Origin of the sequence: Pseudomonas sp. GV071 (assembly GCF_003050835.1) — a bacterium.
Classification (GTDB): domain Bacteria; phylum Pseudomonadota; class Gammaproteobacteria; order Pseudomonadales; family Pseudomonadaceae; genus Aquipseudomonas.
Genome location: NZ_QAOJ01000010.1, coordinates 162,883 through 180,971, shown reverse-complemented (window position 1 = coordinate 180,971; position 18,089 = coordinate 162,883). Strand labels below are relative to the sequence as shown.

Below are 18,089 nucleotides of genomic sequence, written 5' to 3'. Positions count from 1 at the left end.
GCTAGGCAAACGGGCGAGCAGTGTCACACTGCTCGCCCGTTTTTGTTTTTATCCCACTTAGGAGTGCGCCGATGCGCGTGTGGATCGATGCCGACGCTTGCCCCAAGGCAGCCAAGGACCAGGTGGTGAAGTTCGCCTTGAAGCGCCAGTTCGAGGTGTTGCTGGTAGCCGGCCAAGGCCAGAGCAAACCGGCCTTCGCCTGTGTACGGCTGATCGTGGTGCCGGCTGGGCCGGATGCCGCCGACGACTACCTGGTGGAGCATGCCGTGCCGGGTGAGCTGGTGATTTGCAGCGACGTGCCGCTGGCTGATCGCCTGGTGAAAAAAGGTGTGGCGGCGCTGGACCCAAGGGGCCGGGAGTTCGATGCGGGGAACATGGGCGAGCGCCTGGCGGTGCGCAACTTGTTCACCGACTTGCGCGAGCAAGGCCAGGTCGGTGGCGGTCAGGGGCCTTATGGCGAGCGGGAAAAGCAGGCGTTTGCCAACAGCCTGGACCGCATCCTCACCCGCCTGGCGCGTCAGGCCCTGAGCTGAGGCGACGCTTCGGCCGGCGCCAGCCAGGCCAGCAAGGCTTCCAGCGACAGCGGCCGGCTGAACAGGTAACCCTGGATCAGGTCGCAGTCATTGGCGCGCAAAAACTCCAGCTGCTCAGCAGATTCCACGCCCTCTGCCACCACTTTCAATTGCAGCTTGTGCGCCATGGCGATGATCGCCGAGGTGATCGCCATGTCGTTGGCTTCGGCCGGAATGTCGCGGATAAACGAGCGGTCGACCTTCAGGCTGTTGACCGGCAATTTGCGCAGGTAGGCCAGAGACGAATAGCCGCTGCCAAAATCGTCGATGGAAATCTTCACCCCCAGGCGGCGGATCTCTTCGAGAATCTCCACGGCGGTGTTGAGGTTGTTCATCAGCGCGTTTTCGGTGACTTCCATCACCAGGCCCGCCGAGTCCAGGCCGGTGCGCTGCAGAATTTGCTCGATGGCCGCCGGCAGGACGCGGTTGGACAGGTTCAGCGCGGAGCAGTTGAACGCCACCCGCAGCTCGGGGAAGCCCGCTTTACGCAAGGTCATCAGGTCGCGGCAGGCGCGCTCGGCCACCCATAGGTCCAGCTCGACGATAAAACCATGTTGCTCGGCCAGCGGCGCGAACACCTCAGGGCTGACCGCGCCGCGCTGCGGGTGATTCCAGCGCGCCAGGGCCTCGAGGCTGATCACCTGGCCGGTCTCGCTGGCGACAATCGGCTGGTAATGCACGTGCAGCCCTTCTTCATTGAGGGCGCGGCGCAGGTCCTGCTCCAGGGTCAGGTCCATGTGGGCGCGGCGTTCCAGGTCGGGGCTGAAGCGCAGGCTGCGGTTGCGCCCGTGCTGCTTGCAATAGCCCACGGCGAGGCCGGCGTGTTTGAACAGCGCGTCGTAGTCCGGGCTGTCCTGAGGGAAGAGGCTGAGGCCGATGCTGGCGGTTTGCGTCAGCTGTCCACAGGACAGGCTGAACGGCGTCTGCAGTTGATCGACGATGCGGCTGGCCAGTTGTTCGGCCTGGTAGCCGTGTTCAACCTTGGCCAGCACGCAGAACTCATCACCGGAAAACCGAGCCAGCACGTCTTCGCCACCCAGGGCCGAACGGATGCGTTGCGCCACCAGTTGCAACAAGTGGTCGCCGCTGGAATGGCCGAGGCTGTCGTTGATCCGCTTGAAGTTGTCGAGGTCGATAAATAGCAGCGCCCAACGTTGTGGCGGCTCCACGGCGCTGAGGGCACGGGTGGCCAGTTGGGTGAAGGCGCGGCCATTGAACAGGTTGGTCAGTGGGTCGTACTGGGTGACCACGTTCAGCTGTTGCGCAACCCGCCGTAACTTGGCGTGTTGTTCGCGCAGGCGCTGCTCGGCCCAACTGGCACCGATGCCGGCAACGATGATGAGCAGGGCGATCAGGCCGATGGAAATGGCCATGACGCTTTGTTCGCCGCTTTCTGCTGTCGGGCGCAGCACATAGGCATACAGGTCGGTGGGCACCGCCAGGCTCAATGCGGCCATGCCGGTGAAGTGCATTGAGGCAATCGCCCCGCCCATCACCAGGCTGGCCAGAATCCGCAGCCAGTGCGCGCGCTCGCCGGTCTTGCCGCGGAAATAGAACGCCAGCACCACTGCTGCCAGCGAGGCGCCGATGGCAATCAGTACCGAGACGGTGAACAGCAGCGGGTCGTAATAGAGGGTGGCGGCCGATTCGATAGCGGCCATGCCGCTGTAGTGCATGGTAGCGATGCCGACGCCGGCGGTGACTGCCGCCGCCAGGTACTGCCAGGCTACCAGGCGTTTGCGGCTGATTACCCACATCACCGCATAGGACACGATGATGGCGATCAGCAAGGAGAGCAGGGTGATCTGGAAGTTGTAGCCAATGCTCAGCGGCGCGCTGAACGACAGCATGGCAATGAAGTGCATCGACCAGATGCCGCCGCCCAGGGCAAACGCGCCAACCCAGCGCCACAGTTCGCGGCTGCCCATGCTCCGGCTGCTGCTCACCCGGTTGGCCATCGCCAGGGCGGTAAACCCGGCGGCGCTGGCCACCAGGTAGGCGAGAAACACCAGGCTGGGGTCATGCCGGCAGTCGAGTATTACCGTCTGGTTGGCTGGCATGTCAGCAATGAAGTGCAGCAGTGACATCACGAACTCCAGCCCAAAAGGTTACGCGGTACGGCCCACAGTGGTGGCTAATTGCCATTTTGGCGCATCTTAAAGGGCCGCGCCGGCGAAGGCTATGCTTTTGCTCGCCGGGCATCGGCGCCCGTATTTGAGCCTTCGCTGAACATATCAGCCACAAAGATAGGTGCCAGTGCCGACGGCCACCAGAGTGCCGTCATCGGCATGCAGTTCCGAGCGTACCACCGCTACTTTGTTGCCGGAGCGCAGCAATACCGCCTTGGCGACGAAATGCTGGCCACGCCCGGGGCGCAAATAATCCACGCGCAAATCGATGGTACCCAGCTTCGACAGCCGTGCCATGCGCTCGCTGCTGCTGAGGTTCTGGTGGCGCTCGAAGGCACCGATCAAGGCCATTGCGCCGCCGGTGACGTCCAGTAGCGCCGAGATCACCCCGCCATGCAGGATGCCGTGGACGAAGTTGCCGACCAGGCCTGGCTGCATGGGCAGCGACATCAATACCTGCTCAGTGGACAACTCATCGATGCGAATGCCGAGCATCTGGTTGAACGGAATGCGTTCGAAGAAGCCCTGGACCGCCTGTTTCAGCTCCGGGGTGAGTTCGAAGGTCGGGTCGGTCATCAGGTCTGCGCTCCAGGGATAGAGCGCTAGCCTGCCGCAAAGGCAGCAGCCGGCGCCATAGCCGTAGCGGATTTGCCGGAGAGTTCGGCGGGCATGGCCGCAGGGCGCGATCGGCAAGGCATAAAAAAGGCGACCTTCGCAGGCCGCCTTTTCGTTACCTCAACGCACTCAGCGCAAAATCTGCGGCGCGGTGTCCGGCGGCAGGTTGTTGCGCAACGGCGCTTGCCCTTGCTGCTGGTAACCCGCGCCACCGAGCTGTTGGCTCAGTTGGTTGGCGACGTCTTCGCCCAAGGCTTTGGACACGTCACGCACCACGCGCGGACGGTTCAGCGCCACCTTGATATCGCGGCCATTTACCAGCTTGGTGTCCTGGCCTTCCCCCATCGCCGAGAAGGCCGAGGTGATCTCATAGGTCTTGGTGTTGATCAGGCTGAAGTTGGCCACCAAGGTCAGGCCGAGCACGGCCGAATAGCTGTCGGTATTGGCCAGTTCATTGACATCGCGGGTGAAGTCGATGTCCGAGACAGTGCCAAACAGCACGTAGTCGGCGCCTTTGAAGTGGCCGGCCTTGATGCGCTTGATCACGTCATACACATCGCCCTTGTACGAGTCGGTATACGGCGTGCCTTGCACGAGCTGGAACATGCCGGTACGCAGCAGTTCACCCTTGATGTCGCCGGTGAAGTTGCGCAGTTCGGTCTGCTCGATATAGCTTGTGGCGGCTTCGAACTCGCTGTAGCTAGCGGCGCCGCTGGCGCTGTAGTAACCCTCGCGGTAGGCGCTCTGGGCGGAAACGACGTGGATGTATTGCTCCACCGTCCGCTCATAGGCCAGGTCGATTACCGCGACTTTCGGCGCCGCTTGCGCGCTGCACGCGCAAGCCAGGGCAATCATGCCAATCCATACACGCATCGATTAACGCTCCGTGGTTTTGCGGATTTCTTTTTCGTCCATCCACTCGGCCAGGCCGCTTTCAACATCGACCAACTGCAGGCTGAATTTGTAGAAGACGTCCTTGTAATCACTGCTGCGCTTGACGATCGAGCTGATCGACCCCTCCAGGCGGTACTTGGCAGCGATCATGTTGCCGGTCTTGGCCACTGTGCTCTTCTTGTACATGCCGCTCTGGTTCTGCAGCTTGAGCTGGTCAACCTGGCTCTGCATCTCGGTGTTGTCGCTGGCGAAGCGGGCGGTGCCGGTCTTCATCAGTTGGGTCTTGATGCTGGTGGTGATTTCGCGGGTATCGATGTACTCGCTGGTCTTGTTCTTCACGTCGTACACCTGCACCACCGGGCGGCCTTGTAGTACGCCGGACTGGGCCAGGGAGCGGGTCATGGTTTCGGCGATCATCTGCAGGTCGGTGGAACCGAACTCGTTGGTCACGGTTTCCACCGCTTTGGTGTCGCCGTAGCTGATGTTCTTGCTGCCCAGGGTGGGCGAGGTGTTGGCGCAGCCGCTGGCCAGCAGGGCGATGGCGGCGATCAAGGAAAAACGTACAAACATGGCAAGGCTCTCTGAAACGGCAAATAGGGGACAGGCTTACGGCGTTTTGATTTCCAGGCGGAAATCCACCGCTTGTGCGGTCGGGGCGATGGCTTGAATAAAACTGACCTGCTCGCCGTACATCAACTGGCTCTTCCACACTTCCTCACCACCGACCGGGAAGCCTTCAGCGCCGATCCAGGCGAAGCGGTAATAGAACGTCTGGTTGCTGTAGCTGGTGTTGCTCAGCTGAACGTTGACAGTTTTGAAACCGTTTTCACGGGCGACGCGCATGGAGCCGACCACGATGTTTTTCAGTTTGCCCATGGCCACCACCTTGCTCGCCGAGGAGCCCGGCTCCGGTGGCGGTGGGGTGGCGCAGCCGGCGGCCAGCAAGGCCAGGGCGGCAACGGCGATCAGTTTCAAGCGCATGCAAAGACTCCGTACTTAAGGTTGTTTGATGCTGGCCACGGCGGTCGGGCTGATGCTCGACTGCACCTGGGCGGCGTTGCCGCTGGCAAATACCTGATTGCCCACGGCGCGCAGGCTGAACACCTGGTAGCGCTGCTCGACGTTGATCTTCACCAGCGAGCCGCCGACGCTGCTGGGCAGCGACACCTGGTGCTCGCCTTTCTTCAGACGCAGACGCACCACTTGCGTGGTGTCCGGCAGGGTGCGCCAGGTGCGGGTGTCGGCGCCTTCAAGGACGGCCGAGCCGATACCGACAGCCAGGCCCACCAGCGGGTTGGCATCGTTGATCTGCTTTTGTGCCACGCCTTTGGTGATGGCGCGCACGGTGGTGCGCACGATGATCCCCGGCATGTCGTCACGCAGGGCGCGACGGGACATAGCGGTGGTGCTGTTGAGTGCGGTGAGGTCCAGTTGCTGGCCGTCCACGCCAATCTGCGAGAAGGCAGCGGTGGACGTATCCGGCTTGATCACCGGGAACGACAGCGGGGTGATCACCAGGTTGTTGGAGATCGGCAGTGGCAGCGGAATGCGGATCGAGTCGCGGGCCGGCGCCAGGCCGCTTTGCACCACGATCAGAATGTCGCTCTCATCACCGGCGGCCGGCTTGTCGAGGTTGACCAGCGCCTGTTCCAGCAATGGCGTGTTCGGGCGCAACTCGGCGGCGGTGCGATAGCCTGGCGCGGCGAGGTCTTTTTCGCCCAGGGCTTCGTAGACGTAGCCGGCCAGGTAATGGCTGAAGGCACTCTGGTAGCTGTTTTTCAGGCCGACCACTTCCGGCGCGTCGAGGCTGGCGACCGGATAGCCTTGCAGGTCTTTGTACTGGGTCTTGACCCCTTCCTTCTCGGCCTCTTCCTCGCTCTTGAGGTATTCCTTGTCACGCAGCTCGGCGATCACCGCTTCGCGTTCGTGGGTTTTCTTGATCGCGGTGCGGGCACCGTCGAAATCGTTGGCCGCCAGCAGGTTCAACGCCATCTGGGTGGTCAGCATGACTTTCTCGTAGTCATACCCTTCGTAGCGACGGACCTTGTCGTTGACCAGGAAACTACCGAACTGTGCCAGGTACTTGTCGGTGTCGAGCTTCACCGCATCTTCCCACTGGCCCACCACCTGATCGGCCTGGCCCCAGGCGTTCTGGCTGCCGCCGAGGTCGCCCTTGGCGCGCAACAATTCACCTTTCTCGAAGTAATAGAGCAGGTCTTTTTCGTCGCCGCTGTTGTTCTTTTCCAGCAGGGTCAGGGCGGCGTCGACATTGCCGGTCGCCAGTTGCTGGTTGGTCTGCGCCAGTTCGGAGTCGTAGTTGCGAAACGCGGAGCAGCCGGACAACAGCGTGACTGCGCAAAGCGCGAGCAGAGAGGGGGCGCGGAATGCCATAGAAGGTTTTTCTTCCCTGAAAAATATAGCCGCGGGTGCCGGTCGGGCTGGAGTGACCCATTGGCAGAGGGCGCTGGCTTCCTGCCAATTCATCATAAAAAGAGGAGCTTAAATAGCCATTCGCGATAGCGAGGCGGCGCATTATAGGCGGGCAATGATGGCCATGTAACAGCTTTTTAATTTTTCCGGGCTAAGAAGTGCCATCACACAGGGCGCCGGACTCACTGCGTGGTCTAGCGTTGATCGGCTATTTCCAGCACTCGCGCGGGCTGCCGTTACCGGTGATGCCGGTGGTGCCAGTGCCATTGAGCATCAGGCTGGCGCAGGTGCTGTCGGCGCGTTGCGCGCCAAGTGGGGTGGCCAGCAGCCGGTAACCGCCGTCGCCGTCCTCCACGGTCAGACGGTACAGCCCGTTGGCACTGAGCACTTCGCTGCCCTGGGTGTGGGGAAGCTGCAGTTCGCCAATCGCCGTTTGCTCGGTAATAAAGACCTGATGCTGCGCGTGGTAACGCGCTTGGCGGGCGGCTGCATCGAGGAGCAAGGCCTGCGCCTCGGTGCGGTTGGCGCGCAGCACGAACTGCCGATAGGTCGGCGCCACCACGGCATACAGCACCCCGGCGATGGCCAACACCACCAGCAATTCCAGCAGGCTGAAGCCGCGCAGGCGATGGTCAGGGTGAGACATCGGTCACCACCTTCCAACTTTGCCGGCCATTGGCGCGCGGGCCGCTGGCCAGCGGTGCGCAGTTGACGCTGCCAAGCAGGCAGGGCATGCCGCGCTGCGGATCGACGACTATCTGAAGTGTGGTAGGAGCTACGAGGCTGAAGGGCGGCGCTCCGTTGTCACTGTCTTTGTCGTCGACGCGACCGTCACCGTTGACATCGAATACGGCGAACAGCGGGCGGCTACCCAGGGTTGGGTCGAGCACATACAAACGCTGCTCGGCATCGCTTTGGCACGGTTCGTTGCGGGGGCGGCGGGTGCGCACCACCAGCAGCTCACCCAGCATTTGCGGAGTTTCCAGTAAGCGCTCGGCTGCGGCGCTGGCGGTTGCCGCGCGCAGGTCGATGAACCAGCCCAGCTTGCCTTTGGAAGCGCTCCAATCAATCGGTTCGCGGCTGAGCGTGAGGCGCTCCTGCTCCTCGCCACCGACCGTGATGGTGCCGGCGTTCTGCAAGTGTTGCTGCTGCAATGCATCGCTGCTTACCGTGTCGACGGTCTGGGTGTTCTGACCCTGGGTGAAGCGGTCCCAGATGCCGTACAGACTTTGTCGGGCACGACTTTCAGGGTATGTGGTGCGCACGTTCTGCCCGCTGCCGACCAGCAGCAGATAGCCGTTCTCGGTAGGGTGTCTGACGATCTCGGGCGCCAGGCTGATGGGTTGTGCCGGTGAGTTCGGCGTACTGAACAGGGGGTAGCCACCAAACGACAGGCGAAAGTGCTCGACGCCAGCTGTGGTCGGTGGCGTTGCCGTGGTCAGACTGCCCGGGTTCGGCTCAAACAGGTCGAAGCGCCACAGGTTGCCCAGGCTGTCGCCGGCATAGGCGTAGTCGGCGTTGCCATCGCCATTGGTGTCGGTCACCAGTGGCATGGCCAACCCGGAGGCGGCTCGCGGTGTCGCCAGGCGTTTGATCAGCGCTCCGGTCTGCACGTCCACCAGTAGCAAGGCGGCGCTGTTGCCCACCGGCGCGACACCATTGCCCAACAGCACTGCCCACTGACCGGTATGCAAGCGGGCGATACTTGGCGTGCCGAACAGGTGGCCGAGGTCATTCTCAGGCGTGGCGTGCAGCTCCCAGAGCACACGCACATGTAGCGGGTCGCTGACGTCCAGCGCCAGCATGCCGCGAGCGCCGGCACCCAAGCTGACCAGCAGCACGGTATGCCAGGCATCGGCGAAATAGACATCTTGCGCCAGCAGGGCGCCGTCGACAAAAGAACGGTGCGGGTTGGCCGATCCTTGGCCGTAATCGGCAGCGGTCAGGGAGGGCAGATCGGCGAGCAGCGCCGATGGGATAAGCGCCAGGCGCTCTTCGCCGGTAGCGGCATCGAAGCCATGCAGCATGCCGTCGTTGGCGCCCACATAAACCTGCGGGCGTCGCGGCTTGGCCATGAATGCGGAGTAGGCGCCTGGCGGACCGTCGTACCGTTCCATAAGCGCGGCCCGGCGGTTGGGCGCGCTGACAACGAGCGGCAGGCTGTTGACGATATCGCCGAGCGGCGGCAGCGATGGGCGTAGCGTCGCGCAACCATCCAATTGGCTGCAGCCGTCGCCCCGTAGCAGGCTCACCCGCGCCGGTCCGTAGCCATCTTCGGCGCCGGCGGCGTTGCGGTTGAGCGCGGCCTGTTGCTGTGGGTTCAGGTTAGCCCAAGTGAATGGCTTGAGGCTGCCGTCGGTGCCGGGGAGCAGAGTCTGGCGCTGGGTAGCCAATTGCCCGCGGGTAGTCCACAACACCCGCGTTTTGCCCTCGCTCGACCAGCGCTCTTTGCTCAGCTCGCCCGTCCAGCCATCGGCGGAAAAACGCGTACGGTAGCGGGTGTCGGGATGCTCACCGGCGACGGTTGGCGCGGGGGAGTTTTCGCTACTGGGAGTGCATAAAGTGGCCGGGAAGGAAGCGTTGTCCGCAGCGGCCAGTTCAGGCATAGCCAGGCTCAGCGCGATCAGGAACATCCACGGGCAGACGTTCATGGCTGCCGATCCAGAAAAGTGCGCGCTACCACCGAGCGCAAGCACACCACAGCAGCGGAACAGTTGCCGTTAAGGTTGGAGGGCGCCAGCGTGGCGATAAAGGCCTGGCTGCTGACCTCGTAGTAATAGGTGCCAGCGAGCTTGGCGGCGTCGCCGTAGCGAGGGTTGGCAGCTTGTGCCGGTGCGGTCGGCACCAGGCGGATGTACCAGCGCACGCTGGGTAGCAGGGCGCTGCCCTCGCGCAGGTCCGGGTAGGGCGTGGCCTTGGAAAAATCCAGGACAGTGTTGCTGGCCACACCTTGCACGCAGGGCGGCGAACCGCAACTGGGCAGGGGGTCGAGGGCCAGGGCGATGCGCCGCTCCGCATCGCGCAGGCCCGCTTCGGCGGCGTTGAACAGGCGCTGCTGTTGCAGGTCCCTGGCCATCACCTGGGTTTCCAGTGCGCTATCGCGCACGCTGGAAACCGCCAGGCTGGTAATCACCAGCAGCAGGATCAGGGTGACGAGCAGTACGCTGCCGCGTTGGCTGTGGCGGCTCATGGCATGAGGTTTCGCAGGGTGACGGTGCTTCTGATCATCTGATACAGCCGGTCGGGCGCCGGGCGTCGCGCATCATCATGCCAGCGGCTCCAGGCGCGCGAGCTTGCAGCCACCGCGCGTGGTGGTAGTGGCGTACTCAGTAGCGCGGCATAACGCACGCTGCGGATGTAATCGCCACTGGCTGGAGCATCGGTGTAGGCGATCACCTGGGGTGATCCGGCCAGGCCCACGCCGAAGTCAAAGCGCAGCTCGGCAACCCCCTCGACGAGCGTGGCGGCACCGTCTTTGCTGGTGCATAACAGTTGCTGGTTGGTCGTCAGCGAGAGCTTCTCGACGAAGGCTTCCGGTGGCTCGCTATAGGGGCGTGCGAGGGCTGCGGTGTTCGCGGGCCGGCGATTGCCGAGGCAGTCCACATCCAGGCGGTCGCTAGGTTGGTAGCGCAGGCACAGAGCTTTGCCTTGCAGGGATTTGATTACCTGGCCGGCGGCAAAGGCGCAGCCGTTCACGCCGCTTTGCGCTTCGCTGAGTGCTGGGAACGCGGCCTCCAGGGTTTGATCCGGACGGCGTTTGAAACCGGTTTTGAGCAGTTGCTGGTCTAGCCAGGTGAGGGTGAAACGGGCATTGCTCTGGTTGTCGGCCTGGGCCCGCTGGAACAGATAGCTCAGCTGGTTATCGAGGACGATCCGGATCACCACCAGAATCAGAAAGGCGCCAATGACCAAGGCCACCATCAGTTCAACCAACGACACCCCACGTTGTGGTTTTTGCATGGCGAGCGCTCCCTAGATTTCGCTGCGAACGCGCACGTGGCAAGGCGCGTTACCGCGCGAGCATTCGCCCTGCCGAGCGTGCCAGGCCACGTGAATTTCGATGCCACTGCCGTTACTGGCGCACACGCCTGGGCTGGGAGAGCGGCATACATAGCTCGCACCACTGGGCAGCGCCTGGCTGCCAGGCAGCAGCAGGGCGAGCTCGGCATACCAGCAAGCGAGTTGGGCGGCAGGTTGGCTGGGCGGACGTGGACAGGGAGAAGCGGTTGCTACCGGCGGAGGAGCGGCCTGCAGGTAGGTGGACCATTCGGCGGGGGTGGCGCGAGCAGGTCATTGACAAGCATGGCCGCCGTACTGCGCTGCAGGTGGTCGTCGCCGTTGGCGATGGCACGGCTCTGTAATGCAGCCATACCGAGCATGCCGACACCAATCAGCCAGGTGGTGACCAGCACCTCTATCAGGCTGAAACCAGCGCTTGGAAATTCGAGGGTAGTCGATGGGTTCCTTGGGGTGTTCATCATGGCGCTCCCTGCCATAGTCAAACATGGAAATCAGACGCCTTGATTGTTTGCCCGGGGAGCACACGGGTGAAGCAGGCGCTGGCACTTTCGCCGTAGGAGTACTCACACGACCGCTTCAGTCATGGTGAATCAGCGACACAGTTCGGCGGCGCTTTGCCCGTTTTCCAGGCCCTGCTGATGGCGTACGCGCCCCTGCCGGTTGATCACCAATTGCCAAGCCACTTGGCCACCGGCATCGCAGAGGATGAAGCGCCCGTTGCTGGCGACAGTGCTGCCATTGGCTTGGTAGATCACGCTCTGGCTGGCGGCGCCGGCGCCTGCCCAGCGCAGGCGTTCGAGGCCGCGCTGGCGGGAATAGCGCAAGATGCGCTGGCTAACCGGAACGCGCAGCAGCCAACCCTGCGCCCAGGCCTGGTCACACTGCTGACCGGAACTGGAACCACAGAGTTCGACCCGCTGCATCAGCGCGATGGCTTCACCACGTGCGGCTTTGAGATGGCTTTGCAGGCTGTGGCGCAGGTCTTCCTGGCGCTGGTTGTGTAGGTAGTGGTTGAGGTTGGGCAAGGCGACGCTGGCGGCTACCCCCAGCAAGCACAGGGTCACCAGCAGTTCAGTAAGGGTAAAAGCGGAGCTTGAGCGCATGGCAAAACATCCTTGTCAGTAGCGGCCTTCCTGGCCTGTAGCGAGTGATGCGGTGGTGCTTAACTCGGGTGGCTGCTCAATTCGAGCACGCGGTCCACCAGCTTGTTGATGCCGGAGGCGGCCTGGCTGATGGATTGCGCCAGCATGTAGGCGGGGGTGGTAATCAGTTTGTGCTGCGGGTCTTCGACGATGTCGTCGACCGTGCACTCTTGGTGCTCAGCGCCCATGGCTGTGAGGGCGGCGGCGGTGTCGGCATCGTTGCCAATGGTGCAGATCACGCCGGGGCCGAATATTTTCGCCGCCATCGCCGGGGCGATGCAGATCAGCCCCACCGGTTTTTTCGCTGCGGCAAAGGCCTGGGCCAGGGCCAGCACGTCAGGTTGCACCGTAAGTTGCGCACCGTTAACGGCGAAGTCGCTAAGGTTCTTCGCCGCGCCGAAACCGCCGGGCACGATCAGCGCATCGAAGTCCTCGGCATTGGCTTCTCGTACATCCTTGATTGCGCCGCGGGCGATGCGTGCAGCTTCCACCAGCACGTTGCGACTTTCCGGCATTTCCTCGCCGGTGAGGTGGTTGATTACGTGGTGTTGGGTGACGTTGGGTGCGAAGCACTGCACCTCGACCCCGCGTTGGTCCAGGCGCAGCAGGGTGATCACGCTTTCGTAGATTTCCGCGCCGTCATAGACGCCACAACCAGAGAGAATTACAGCGACTTTCTTGTGCATGGCGATTCCCCGTTACTCGATGGGTTGGCCGAGCGTTCGGCCATCTGACTAAACCCGACGCTGAGTCAGCCGCCAAGTACCCTCGACCAACCCGTGCTGCCTGGCTGGTACAAGTTTGGACCGCAGTTTGGGGCAAAGCGCGTTATGAAAATGTCATTTAGTGTTTTTTCCGCCGTCGTCCCGGAGGTGTCTGTCGCTAAATGCCGCTCAGGTTGTCACCCCATGTCGCGGAGTCCGACGTGGCTCGGGGCTAGCATCGTTGCCTATAGTCCCAGCTTGTGGCCGGACAATAACAACGACGGGTGTGCCATGAATTACGTCCTTTACGCCGTACCTTTTTTCTTCCTGCTGATTGGGCTTGAACTGCTCGCCGACCGCTGGCGCAAGGTCAGTACCTATCGCCTGGCGGATGCCATCAACAGCCTCAGCGCCGGGGTGCTGTCAACCACCGTGGGGCTGCTGACCAAGGTGGTCGGCTTGCTCACTTATACCTTCGCCTGGCAGCACTGGGGCGTGTTCGAACTGTCAGCGCAGAACCTCTGGGTGTGGCTGTTTGCCTTTGTCTTTTATGATTTTTGCTACTACTGGAATCACCGCCTGGGCCACGAGCGCAACGTGCTGTGGGCAGCGCACTCGGTGCATCACCAGAGCGAGGAATACAACCTCTCCACCGCCCTGCGCCAGACCAGCACCGGGTGGATTTTCGGTTGGGTTTTTTACCTGCCGATGGCGCTGGTGGGGGTGCCGCCGCTGGTGTTCCTGACCGTCGCGGCGCTAAACCTGCTGTACCAGTTCTGGGTGCACACCCGCCACATTCCCAAGCTCGGTTGGTTCGAGTGGGTGTTTATCTCGCCGTCCAACCATCGCGTGCACCACGCGCAGAACGCGGTGTACATGGACCGCAACTACGGTGGCGTTTTCATTGTCTGGGACCGCCTGTTCGGCACCTTTCAGGAGGAACTGGACGAGGAACCCGTGGTGTTTGGCGTAACCACGCCGCTGGCCAGCTGGAACCCGTTGTGGGCCAACCTGCAGTTCTACGTGGTGCTCTGGCGTGACGCGGTGCTGGCCGAATCCTGGTGGGACAAGCTGCGCATCTGGTTCATGCGCACCGGCTGGCGCCCGGCAGATGTCGCGGCGAAATACCCGCAGAGCAAGGCTGATCTGAGCCAGTTCGTGAAATTCCACGTGCCGCTGCGCCCGGCGCAACAGCTGTATGCCGGCCTGCAGTTCGTGCTGTACGTGGCGGCAGGTAGTTTCCTGCTGGCCACCGGCGCGAACCAGAGCGTGGCGGTGCTGCTCGGCAGTTGTGCATGGATGGCGTTCGGGTTGTATGTGCTGGGGTTATGGCTGGAGAACCGCCCGCAAGCGCTGGGGCTGGAAGTCTTGCGTTTACTGCTGAATGCGCCGGCGCTGTGGCTGGCTGAGCAGGCGGGGTTGCTGCCGATCAGTACGTTGGGCTGGAGCCTGTTGGGCCTCTACAGCCTGGCCAGCGCGCTGGCGTTGGTGTTGGTAGCGCGCCGTGGCAGCGCCGCTTTGCCGGCCTGATCAGTCTTTCTGCGACTTCAGGTAACGGCGCAGCCACAGGGCGGCGCCGAGCAGAATCAGAGCGCCAAGCACCCACAGTTCATACTTCTTGATATTGCCCAGGATGCTTTCCATCACCGAGCCGAAGTGGAACGAGGCATAGCCCAGGGCGGCGGCCCAAACGATGGCGCCAATGCCATTGAGGATCAGGTAACGCAGCGGCGGGTAGCCCGACAGGCCGATGGCAACCGGCATCACCGTGCGCATGCCGTAGACGAAGCGAAAGCTCAGCACCCATAAATCGGGATGGCGTTGGATATAGACCAGCGCCTTGTCGCCCATCTTCTGCAATCGAGGTTTGCGTGCCAGCAGGCGGCGTCCGTGTTTGCGTCCCAGGTAGTACCAGAGTTGGTCGCCGGCATAGCTGCCGCAGAAGGCCACCAGCACCACCACGTTGATGTCCATGTAGCCACGGAACGCGAGGAAGCCGGCCAATACCAGAATGGTCTCGCCTTCGAAAAAGGTGCCAAGAAATAAGGCGAGGTAACCGAAGTCCTGCAGGAATTGTTGGAGCATCGTCAGCGTGCACGGCGAAATGAACGCGCAGCCTAACCCGCCAGCGCGTCAGGGGAAAGCACGATGGCGTATCTCAAAGGTAGAATGGCGGCCTGCTGCGGCGCGCCGTCGCATGGGCGGCAGGTTTGTCATTCTTTGGTCATAATGGCCGCCTATAACTGTCACACTCGCCCGTCTGTGCGGGCCCAGGAGTCTGCCGTGAGCTTTACCCCCGCCAATCGTCTGTTCCCCGCCACCCGCCTGCGTCGCAACCGCCGCGACGATTTCTCCCGCCGCCTGGTGCGCGAGAATGTGCTGACGGTAGACGATCTGATCCTGCCGGTATTTGTTCTCGACGGTGAAAACACCCGCGAAGAAGTAGCGTCCATGCCGGGCGTGGCACGCCTGTCGATTGACCTGCTGCTTAAAGAAGCCGAAGCCTGGGTCGCCTTGGGTATTCCGGCGCTGGCGCTGTTTCCGGTGACCCCGGCCGAGAAGAAGACCCTCGACGGTTGCGAAGCCTGGAACCCGGACGGTATTGCCCAGCGCGCCATTCGTGCGCTGCGCGCGAAGTTTCCTGAGTTGGGCGTGATCAGCGACGTGGCCCTGGACCCCTTCACCACCCACGGTCAGGACGGCATCCTTGACGAACACGGCTATGTGCAGAACGACATTACCGTCGACGCCCTGGTGCGCCAGGCCTTGTCTCACGCCGAAGCCGGTGCCCAGGTCGTGGCGCCGTCCGACATGATGGACGGCCGTATCCAGGCCATCCGTGAGGCATTGGAACTGGCCGACCACACCAACGCACGGATAATGGCCTACTCGGCCAAGTACGCCAGCGCCTACTATGGCCCGTTCCGCGATGCGGTCGGCTCGTCGCTGAACCTGGGCAAGGCCAATAAGGCCTCGTACCAGATGGACCCGGCCAACAGTGATGAAGCCCTGCACGAAGTGGCCGCAGACCTGGCTGAAGGCGCGGACATGGTGATGGTCAAGCCAGGTATGCCGTACTTGGATATTCTTTACCGGGTGAAAGAGGAATTCCGCGTGCCGACCTTTGTCTATCAGGTCAGCGGCGAGTACGCCATGCACATGGCGGCCATCCAGAATGGCTGGCTCAGCGAGGCAGTGATCGTCGAGTCGCTGACTGCATTCAAGCGCGCGGGTGCCGATGGCATCCTGACCTATTTCGCCGTGCGTGCGGCACAACTATTGAAGCAAGGGCAGTAAGCCCTCTTGGGAAACCCCGATGAATACCGAAGGACTCAGCAAGGCGGACGTGGTTAAGGCGTCAGCCGTAGCGGAACAGGCAGTGGAAGAGCTGGCAGCACCGGAGCCGGTGGTCGCGGAAACCGTCAGCGAGGCGGTGGTCGAAGAGCCAGTGGTCGCTGCCGTGGAGCAAGTACCCGCGCCTGCGCCGTTGCCGGTTCCAGGCCTGGACGACAGCAGCCTGTATATCCACCGCGAGCTGTCCCAGCTGCAGTTCAATATCCGCGTGCTGGAGCAGGCGCTGGATGAGTCCTATCCCTTGCTGGAGCGGCTGAAGTTTCTGCTGATCTTCTCCAGCAACCTGGATGAGTTCTTCGAGATTCGTGTTGCCGGGCTGAAGAAGCAGATTACCTTCGCCCGTGAACAGGCCGGCGCCGATGGCCTGCAGCCGCACCAGGTGCTAGCGCGCATCAGCGAGCTGGCCCACGAGCAGGTCGGCCGCCAGTACGCCATCCTCAACGACGTGCTGTTTCCCGAGCTGGCCAAACACAACATCACCTTTATTCGCCGGCGCTTCTGGACCACCAAGATCAAGGCCTGGGTGCGTCGTTATTTCCGCGCCGAAATCGCCCCGATCATCACCCCCATCGGCCTCGACCCGACGCACCCGTTTCCGTTGCTGGTGAACAAGAGCCTGAACTTCATCGTCGAACTCGAAGGTATCGACGCCTTTGGTCGCGACTCCGGTCTGGCGATCATTCCGGCGCCGCGTCTGTTGCCGCGGGTAATCAAGGTGCCGGAAGACGTCGGTGGTCCAGGCGACAACCATGTGTTCCTGTCGTCGATGATCCACGCCCATGCCGATGACCTGTTCCAAGGCATGAAAGTGAAGGGCTGCTACCAGTTCCGTCTGACCCGTAACGCGGACCTGTCGCTGGACTCCGAAGACGTGGAAGACCTGGCGCGCGCCCTGCGCGGCGAGCTGTTCTCCCGTCGTTACGGCGATGCCGTGCGCCTGGAGGTGGCCGACACCTGCCCAGCCCACCTGGCCGACTACCTGCTCAAGCAGTTCAACCTCAGTGAGAGCGAGTTGTACCGCGTAAATGGCCCGGTCAACCTGACCCGTCTGTTCAGCATCACCGGCCTGGATAGCCACCCGGAGCTGCAATACACGCCGTTCACCCCGGTTATCCCCAAGCTGCTGCAGAACAGCGACAACCTGTTCAACGTGGTGAGCAAGCAGGACATCCTGCTGCTGCACCCCTTCGAATCGTTCACCCCGGTGGTCGACCTGCTGCGCCAGGCAGCGAAAGACCCGCACGTGCTGGCGATCAAGCAGACCCTGTACCGCAGCGGCGCCAACTCCGAGATCGTCGACGCGCTGGTGGACGCCGCGCGTAACGGCAAGGAAGTCACCGCAGTAATCGAATTGCGCGCGCGCTTTGACGAAGAGTCCAACCTGCAACTGGCCAGCCGTCTGCAGGCGGCCGGTGCGGTGGTGATCTATGGCGTGGTCGGCTTCAAGACCCACGCCAAGATGATGCTGATCCTGCGCCGCGAGGCCGGGGAGATCGTGCGTTACGCCCACCTCGGGACCGGTAACTACCACGCCGGCAACGCGCGGCTGTACACCGACTACAGCCTGATCACCTCCGACGATGCGTTGTGTGAAGACGTGTCCAAGCTGTTCAGTCAGTTGATCGGCATGGGTAAGACCCTGCGGATGAAAAAGCTCCTGCACGCGCCGTTCACCCTGAAGAAAACCCTGCTCGACATGATCGCCCGCGAAACCGCCCTGGCGGCCGAAGGCAAGCCGGCGCACATCATCGCCAAGTTCAACTCGCTGACTGACCCGAAGATCATCCGCGCGCTGTACAAAGCCAGCCAGACTGGTGTGCGCATCGACCTGGTGGTGCGTGGCATGTGCTGCCTGCGCCCAGGCATCGCTGGCGTGTCGCACAACATCCACGTGCGCTCGATCATCGGTCGCTTCCTTGAGCACACGCGGGTGTTCTACTTCCTCAACGACTTCGACGAGAAGATCTACCTGTCGAGTGCCGACTGGATGGAGCGCAACCTGGATAAGCGGGTGGAAACCTGCTTCCCGGTGGAAGGCAAGAAGCTGATCATGCGGGTGAAGAAAGAGCTGGAGTCTTACCTCAGCGACAACACCCAGGCGTGGGTGCTGCAATCGGATGGCCGCTACGTGCGTTCCAGCCCGACCGGTAATCAGAATGCCCGCAGTGCACAGGCCGGGTTGCTGGAGAAATTGACCAACCCGCCGCTCAGCGTGCGGTAGTGGGCGCT

General features: G+C 62.5%; 18 protein-coding genes. 4 read left to right on the top strand and 14 right to left on the bottom strand.

The window, feature by feature from the left end:
- The first annotated feature begins 71 nt into the window (after positions 1-71).
- Complete coding sequence (locus C8K61_RS19595) at positions 72-533, top strand: YaiI/YqxD family protein (RefSeq protein ID WP_108097968.1); 462 nt, start codon at positions 72-74, stop codon at positions 531-533.
- Here C8K61_RS19595 and C8K61_RS19590 read toward each other — a convergent pair.
- From C8K61_RS19590 to elbB, 13 genes are all read right to left on the bottom strand, one after another.
- Entirely contained in the window at positions 518-2,659 is a 2,142-nt protein-coding gene (locus tag C8K61_RS19590; RefSeq protein ID WP_108097967.1) for a bifunctional diguanylate cyclase/phosphodiesterase, read from the bottom strand. The genes C8K61_RS19595 and C8K61_RS19590 overlap by 16 nt on opposite strands.
- A 147-nt stretch (positions 2,660-2,806) precedes the next feature.
- Entirely contained in the window at positions 2,807-3,277 is a 471-nt protein-coding gene (locus tag C8K61_RS19585) for a thioesterase family protein (RefSeq protein ID WP_108097966.1), read from the bottom strand.
- Between the two features lie 168 nt (positions 3,278-3,445).
- Entirely contained in the window at positions 3,446-4,189 is a 744-nt protein-coding gene (locus C8K61_RS19580; RefSeq protein WP_108097965.1) for a penicillin-binding protein activator LpoB, read from the bottom strand.
- A gap of 3 nt (positions 4,190-4,192) precedes the next feature.
- Positions 4,193-4,780, bottom strand: coding sequence for a penicillin-binding protein activator LpoB (lpoB, locus tag C8K61_RS19575; protein ID WP_108097964.1), 588 nt, complete (start codon positions 4,778-4,780; stop codon positions 4,193-4,195).
- 36 nt (positions 4,781-4,816) lie between these two features.
- Positions 4,817-5,191 (bottom strand): YcfL family protein, encoded by a 375-nt coding sequence (locus C8K61_RS19570; protein ID WP_108097963.1) that lies wholly within the window; start codon positions 5,189-5,191, stop codon positions 4,817-4,819.
- Between the two features lie 15 nt (positions 5,192-5,206).
- A complete protein-coding gene (locus C8K61_RS19565; RefSeq protein ID WP_108097962.1) occupies positions 5,207-6,601 on the bottom strand; it encodes a COG3014 family protein in 1,395 nt (464 codons plus the stop codon).
- Between the two features lie 247 nt (positions 6,602-6,848).
- The gene (locus tag C8K61_RS19560) at positions 6,849-7,286 is read right to left on the bottom strand and encodes a type IV pilin protein (protein WP_108097961.1); all 438 of its coding nucleotides are present in this window, start codon (positions 7,284-7,286) and stop codon (positions 6,849-6,851) included.
- A complete protein-coding gene (locus tag C8K61_RS19555; RefSeq protein ID WP_108097960.1) occupies positions 7,273-9,291 on the bottom strand; it encodes a pilus assembly protein in 2,019 nt (672 codons plus the stop codon). Before C8K61_RS19555 ends, C8K61_RS19560 begins: the two co-directional genes overlap by 14 nt.
- Positions 9,288-9,830: a PilX N-terminal domain-containing pilus assembly protein gene (locus tag C8K61_RS19550; RefSeq protein WP_108097959.1), complete on the bottom strand. Its 543-nt coding sequence runs from the start codon at positions 9,828-9,830 to the stop codon at positions 9,288-9,290. The genes C8K61_RS19555 and C8K61_RS19550 overlap by 4 nt, the downstream gene beginning before the upstream one ends.
- Positions 9,827-10,600 carry a prepilin-type N-terminal cleavage/methylation domain-containing protein gene (locus C8K61_RS19545; RefSeq protein WP_108098038.1) on the bottom strand — a complete coding sequence of 258 codons (774 nt, stop codon included), beginning with the start codon at positions 10,598-10,600 and terminating at the stop codon, positions 9,827-9,829. Before C8K61_RS19545 ends, C8K61_RS19550 begins: the two co-directional genes overlap by 4 nt.
- 269 nt (positions 10,601-10,869) lie before the next feature.
- Complete coding sequence (locus C8K61_RS19540; RefSeq protein WP_158272524.1) at positions 10,870-11,118, bottom strand: prepilin-type N-terminal cleavage/methylation domain-containing protein; 249 nt, start codon at positions 11,116-11,118, stop codon at positions 10,870-10,872.
- Positions 11,119-11,250: 132 nt separating this feature from the next.
- Entirely contained in the window at positions 11,251-11,763 is a 513-nt protein-coding gene (locus tag C8K61_RS19535; RefSeq protein WP_108098037.1) for a GspH/FimT family pseudopilin, read from the bottom strand.
- A gap of 59 nt (positions 11,764-11,822) precedes the next feature.
- Complete coding sequence (gene elbB, locus C8K61_RS19530) at positions 11,823-12,488, bottom strand: isoprenoid biosynthesis glyoxalase ElbB (protein WP_108097957.1); 666 nt, start codon at positions 12,486-12,488, stop codon at positions 11,823-11,825.
- 309 nt (positions 12,489-12,797) lie between these two features.
- Here elbB and C8K61_RS19525 point away from each other — a divergent pair, with 309 nt between their 5' ends.
- A complete protein-coding gene (locus C8K61_RS19525; protein ID WP_108097956.1) occupies positions 12,798-14,036 on the top strand; it encodes a sterol desaturase family protein in 1,239 nt (412 codons plus the stop codon).
- On the opposite strand, the gene C8K61_RS19520 is transcribed toward C8K61_RS19525, so the two are convergent.
- The gene (locus tag C8K61_RS19520) at positions 14,037-14,591 is read right to left on the bottom strand and encodes a DedA family protein (protein ID WP_108097955.1); all 555 of its coding nucleotides are present in this window, start codon (positions 14,589-14,591) and stop codon (positions 14,037-14,039) included.
- Between the two features lie 198 nt (positions 14,592-14,789).
- Between C8K61_RS19520 and hemB the strand changes: the two genes are divergently transcribed.
- Positions 14,790-15,803 carry a porphobilinogen synthase gene (gene hemB / locus C8K61_RS19515; protein WP_108097954.1) on the top strand — a complete coding sequence of 338 codons (1,014 nt, stop codon included), beginning with the start codon at positions 14,790-14,792 and terminating at the stop codon, positions 15,801-15,803.
- A 19-nt stretch (positions 15,804-15,822) separates the two neighbouring features.
- Positions 15,823-18,081 (top strand): polyphosphate kinase 1, encoded by a 2,259-nt coding sequence (gene ppk1, locus C8K61_RS19510; protein ID WP_108097953.1) that lies wholly within the window; start codon positions 15,823-15,825, stop codon positions 18,079-18,081.
- Positions 18,082-18,089: the final 8 nt, after the last annotated feature.

Bases quoted from the DNA above. Each gene is read 5' to 3' on its own strand.
- C8K61_RS19550 (WP_108097959.1), bottom strand. From the start codon at position 9,830: ATGAGCCGCCACAGCCAACGCGGCAGCGTACTGCTCGTCACCCTGATC.
- ppk1 (WP_108097953.1), top strand. From the start codon at position 15,823: ATGAATACCGAAGGACTCAGCAAGGCGGACGTGGTTAAGGCGTCAGCC.
- C8K61_RS19595 (WP_108097968.1), top strand. From the start codon at position 72: ATGCGCGTGTGGATCGATGCCGACGCTTGCCCCAAGGCAGCCAAGGAC.
- C8K61_RS19560 (WP_108097961.1), bottom strand. From the start codon at position 7,286: ATGTCTCACCCTGACCATCGCCTGCGCGGCTTCAGCCTGCTGGAATTG.
- C8K61_RS19540 (WP_158272524.1), bottom strand. From the start codon at position 11,118: ATGAACACCCCAAGGAACCCATCGACTACCCTCGAATTTCCAAGCGCT.
- C8K61_RS19570 (WP_108097963.1), bottom strand. From the start codon at position 5,191: ATGCGCTTGAAACTGATCGCCGTTGCCGCCCTGGCCTTGCTGGCCGCC.
- C8K61_RS19580 (WP_108097965.1), bottom strand. From the start codon at position 4,189: ATGCGTGTATGGATTGGCATGATTGCCCTGGCTTGCGCGTGCAGCGCG.
- C8K61_RS19565 (WP_108097962.1), bottom strand. From the start codon at position 6,601: ATGGCATTCCGCGCCCCCTCTCTGCTCGCGCTTTGCGCAGTCACGCTG.
- C8K61_RS19520 (WP_108097955.1), bottom strand. From the start codon at position 14,591: ATGCTCCAACAATTCCTGCAGGACTTCGGTTACCTCGCCTTATTTCTT.
- lpoB (WP_108097964.1), bottom strand. From the start codon at position 4,780: ATGTTTGTACGTTTTTCCTTGATCGCCGCCATCGCCCTGCTGGCCAGC.
- C8K61_RS19545 (WP_108098038.1), bottom strand. From the start codon at position 10,600: ATGCAAAAACCACAACGTGGGGTGTCGTTGGTTGAACTGATGGTGGCC.
- C8K61_RS19585 (WP_108097966.1), bottom strand. From the start codon at position 3,277: ATGACCGACCCGACCTTCGAACTCACCCCGGAGCTGAAACAGGCGGTC.
- elbB (WP_108097957.1), bottom strand. From the start codon at position 12,488: ATGCACAAGAAAGTCGCTGTAATTCTCTCTGGTTGTGGCGTCTATGAC.
- C8K61_RS19525 (WP_108097956.1), top strand. From the start codon at position 12,798: ATGAATTACGTCCTTTACGCCGTACCTTTTTTCTTCCTGCTGATTGGG.
- C8K61_RS19535 (WP_108098037.1), bottom strand. From the start codon at position 11,763: ATGCGCTCAAGCTCCGCTTTTACCCTTACTGAACTGCTGGTGACCCTG.
- C8K61_RS19590 (WP_108097967.1), bottom strand. From the start codon at position 2,659: ATGTCACTGCTGCACTTCATTGCTGACATGCCAGCCAACCAGACGGTA.
- C8K61_RS19555 (WP_108097960.1), bottom strand. From the start codon at position 9,291: ATGAACGTCTGCCCGTGGATGTTCCTGATCGCGCTGAGCCTGGCTATG.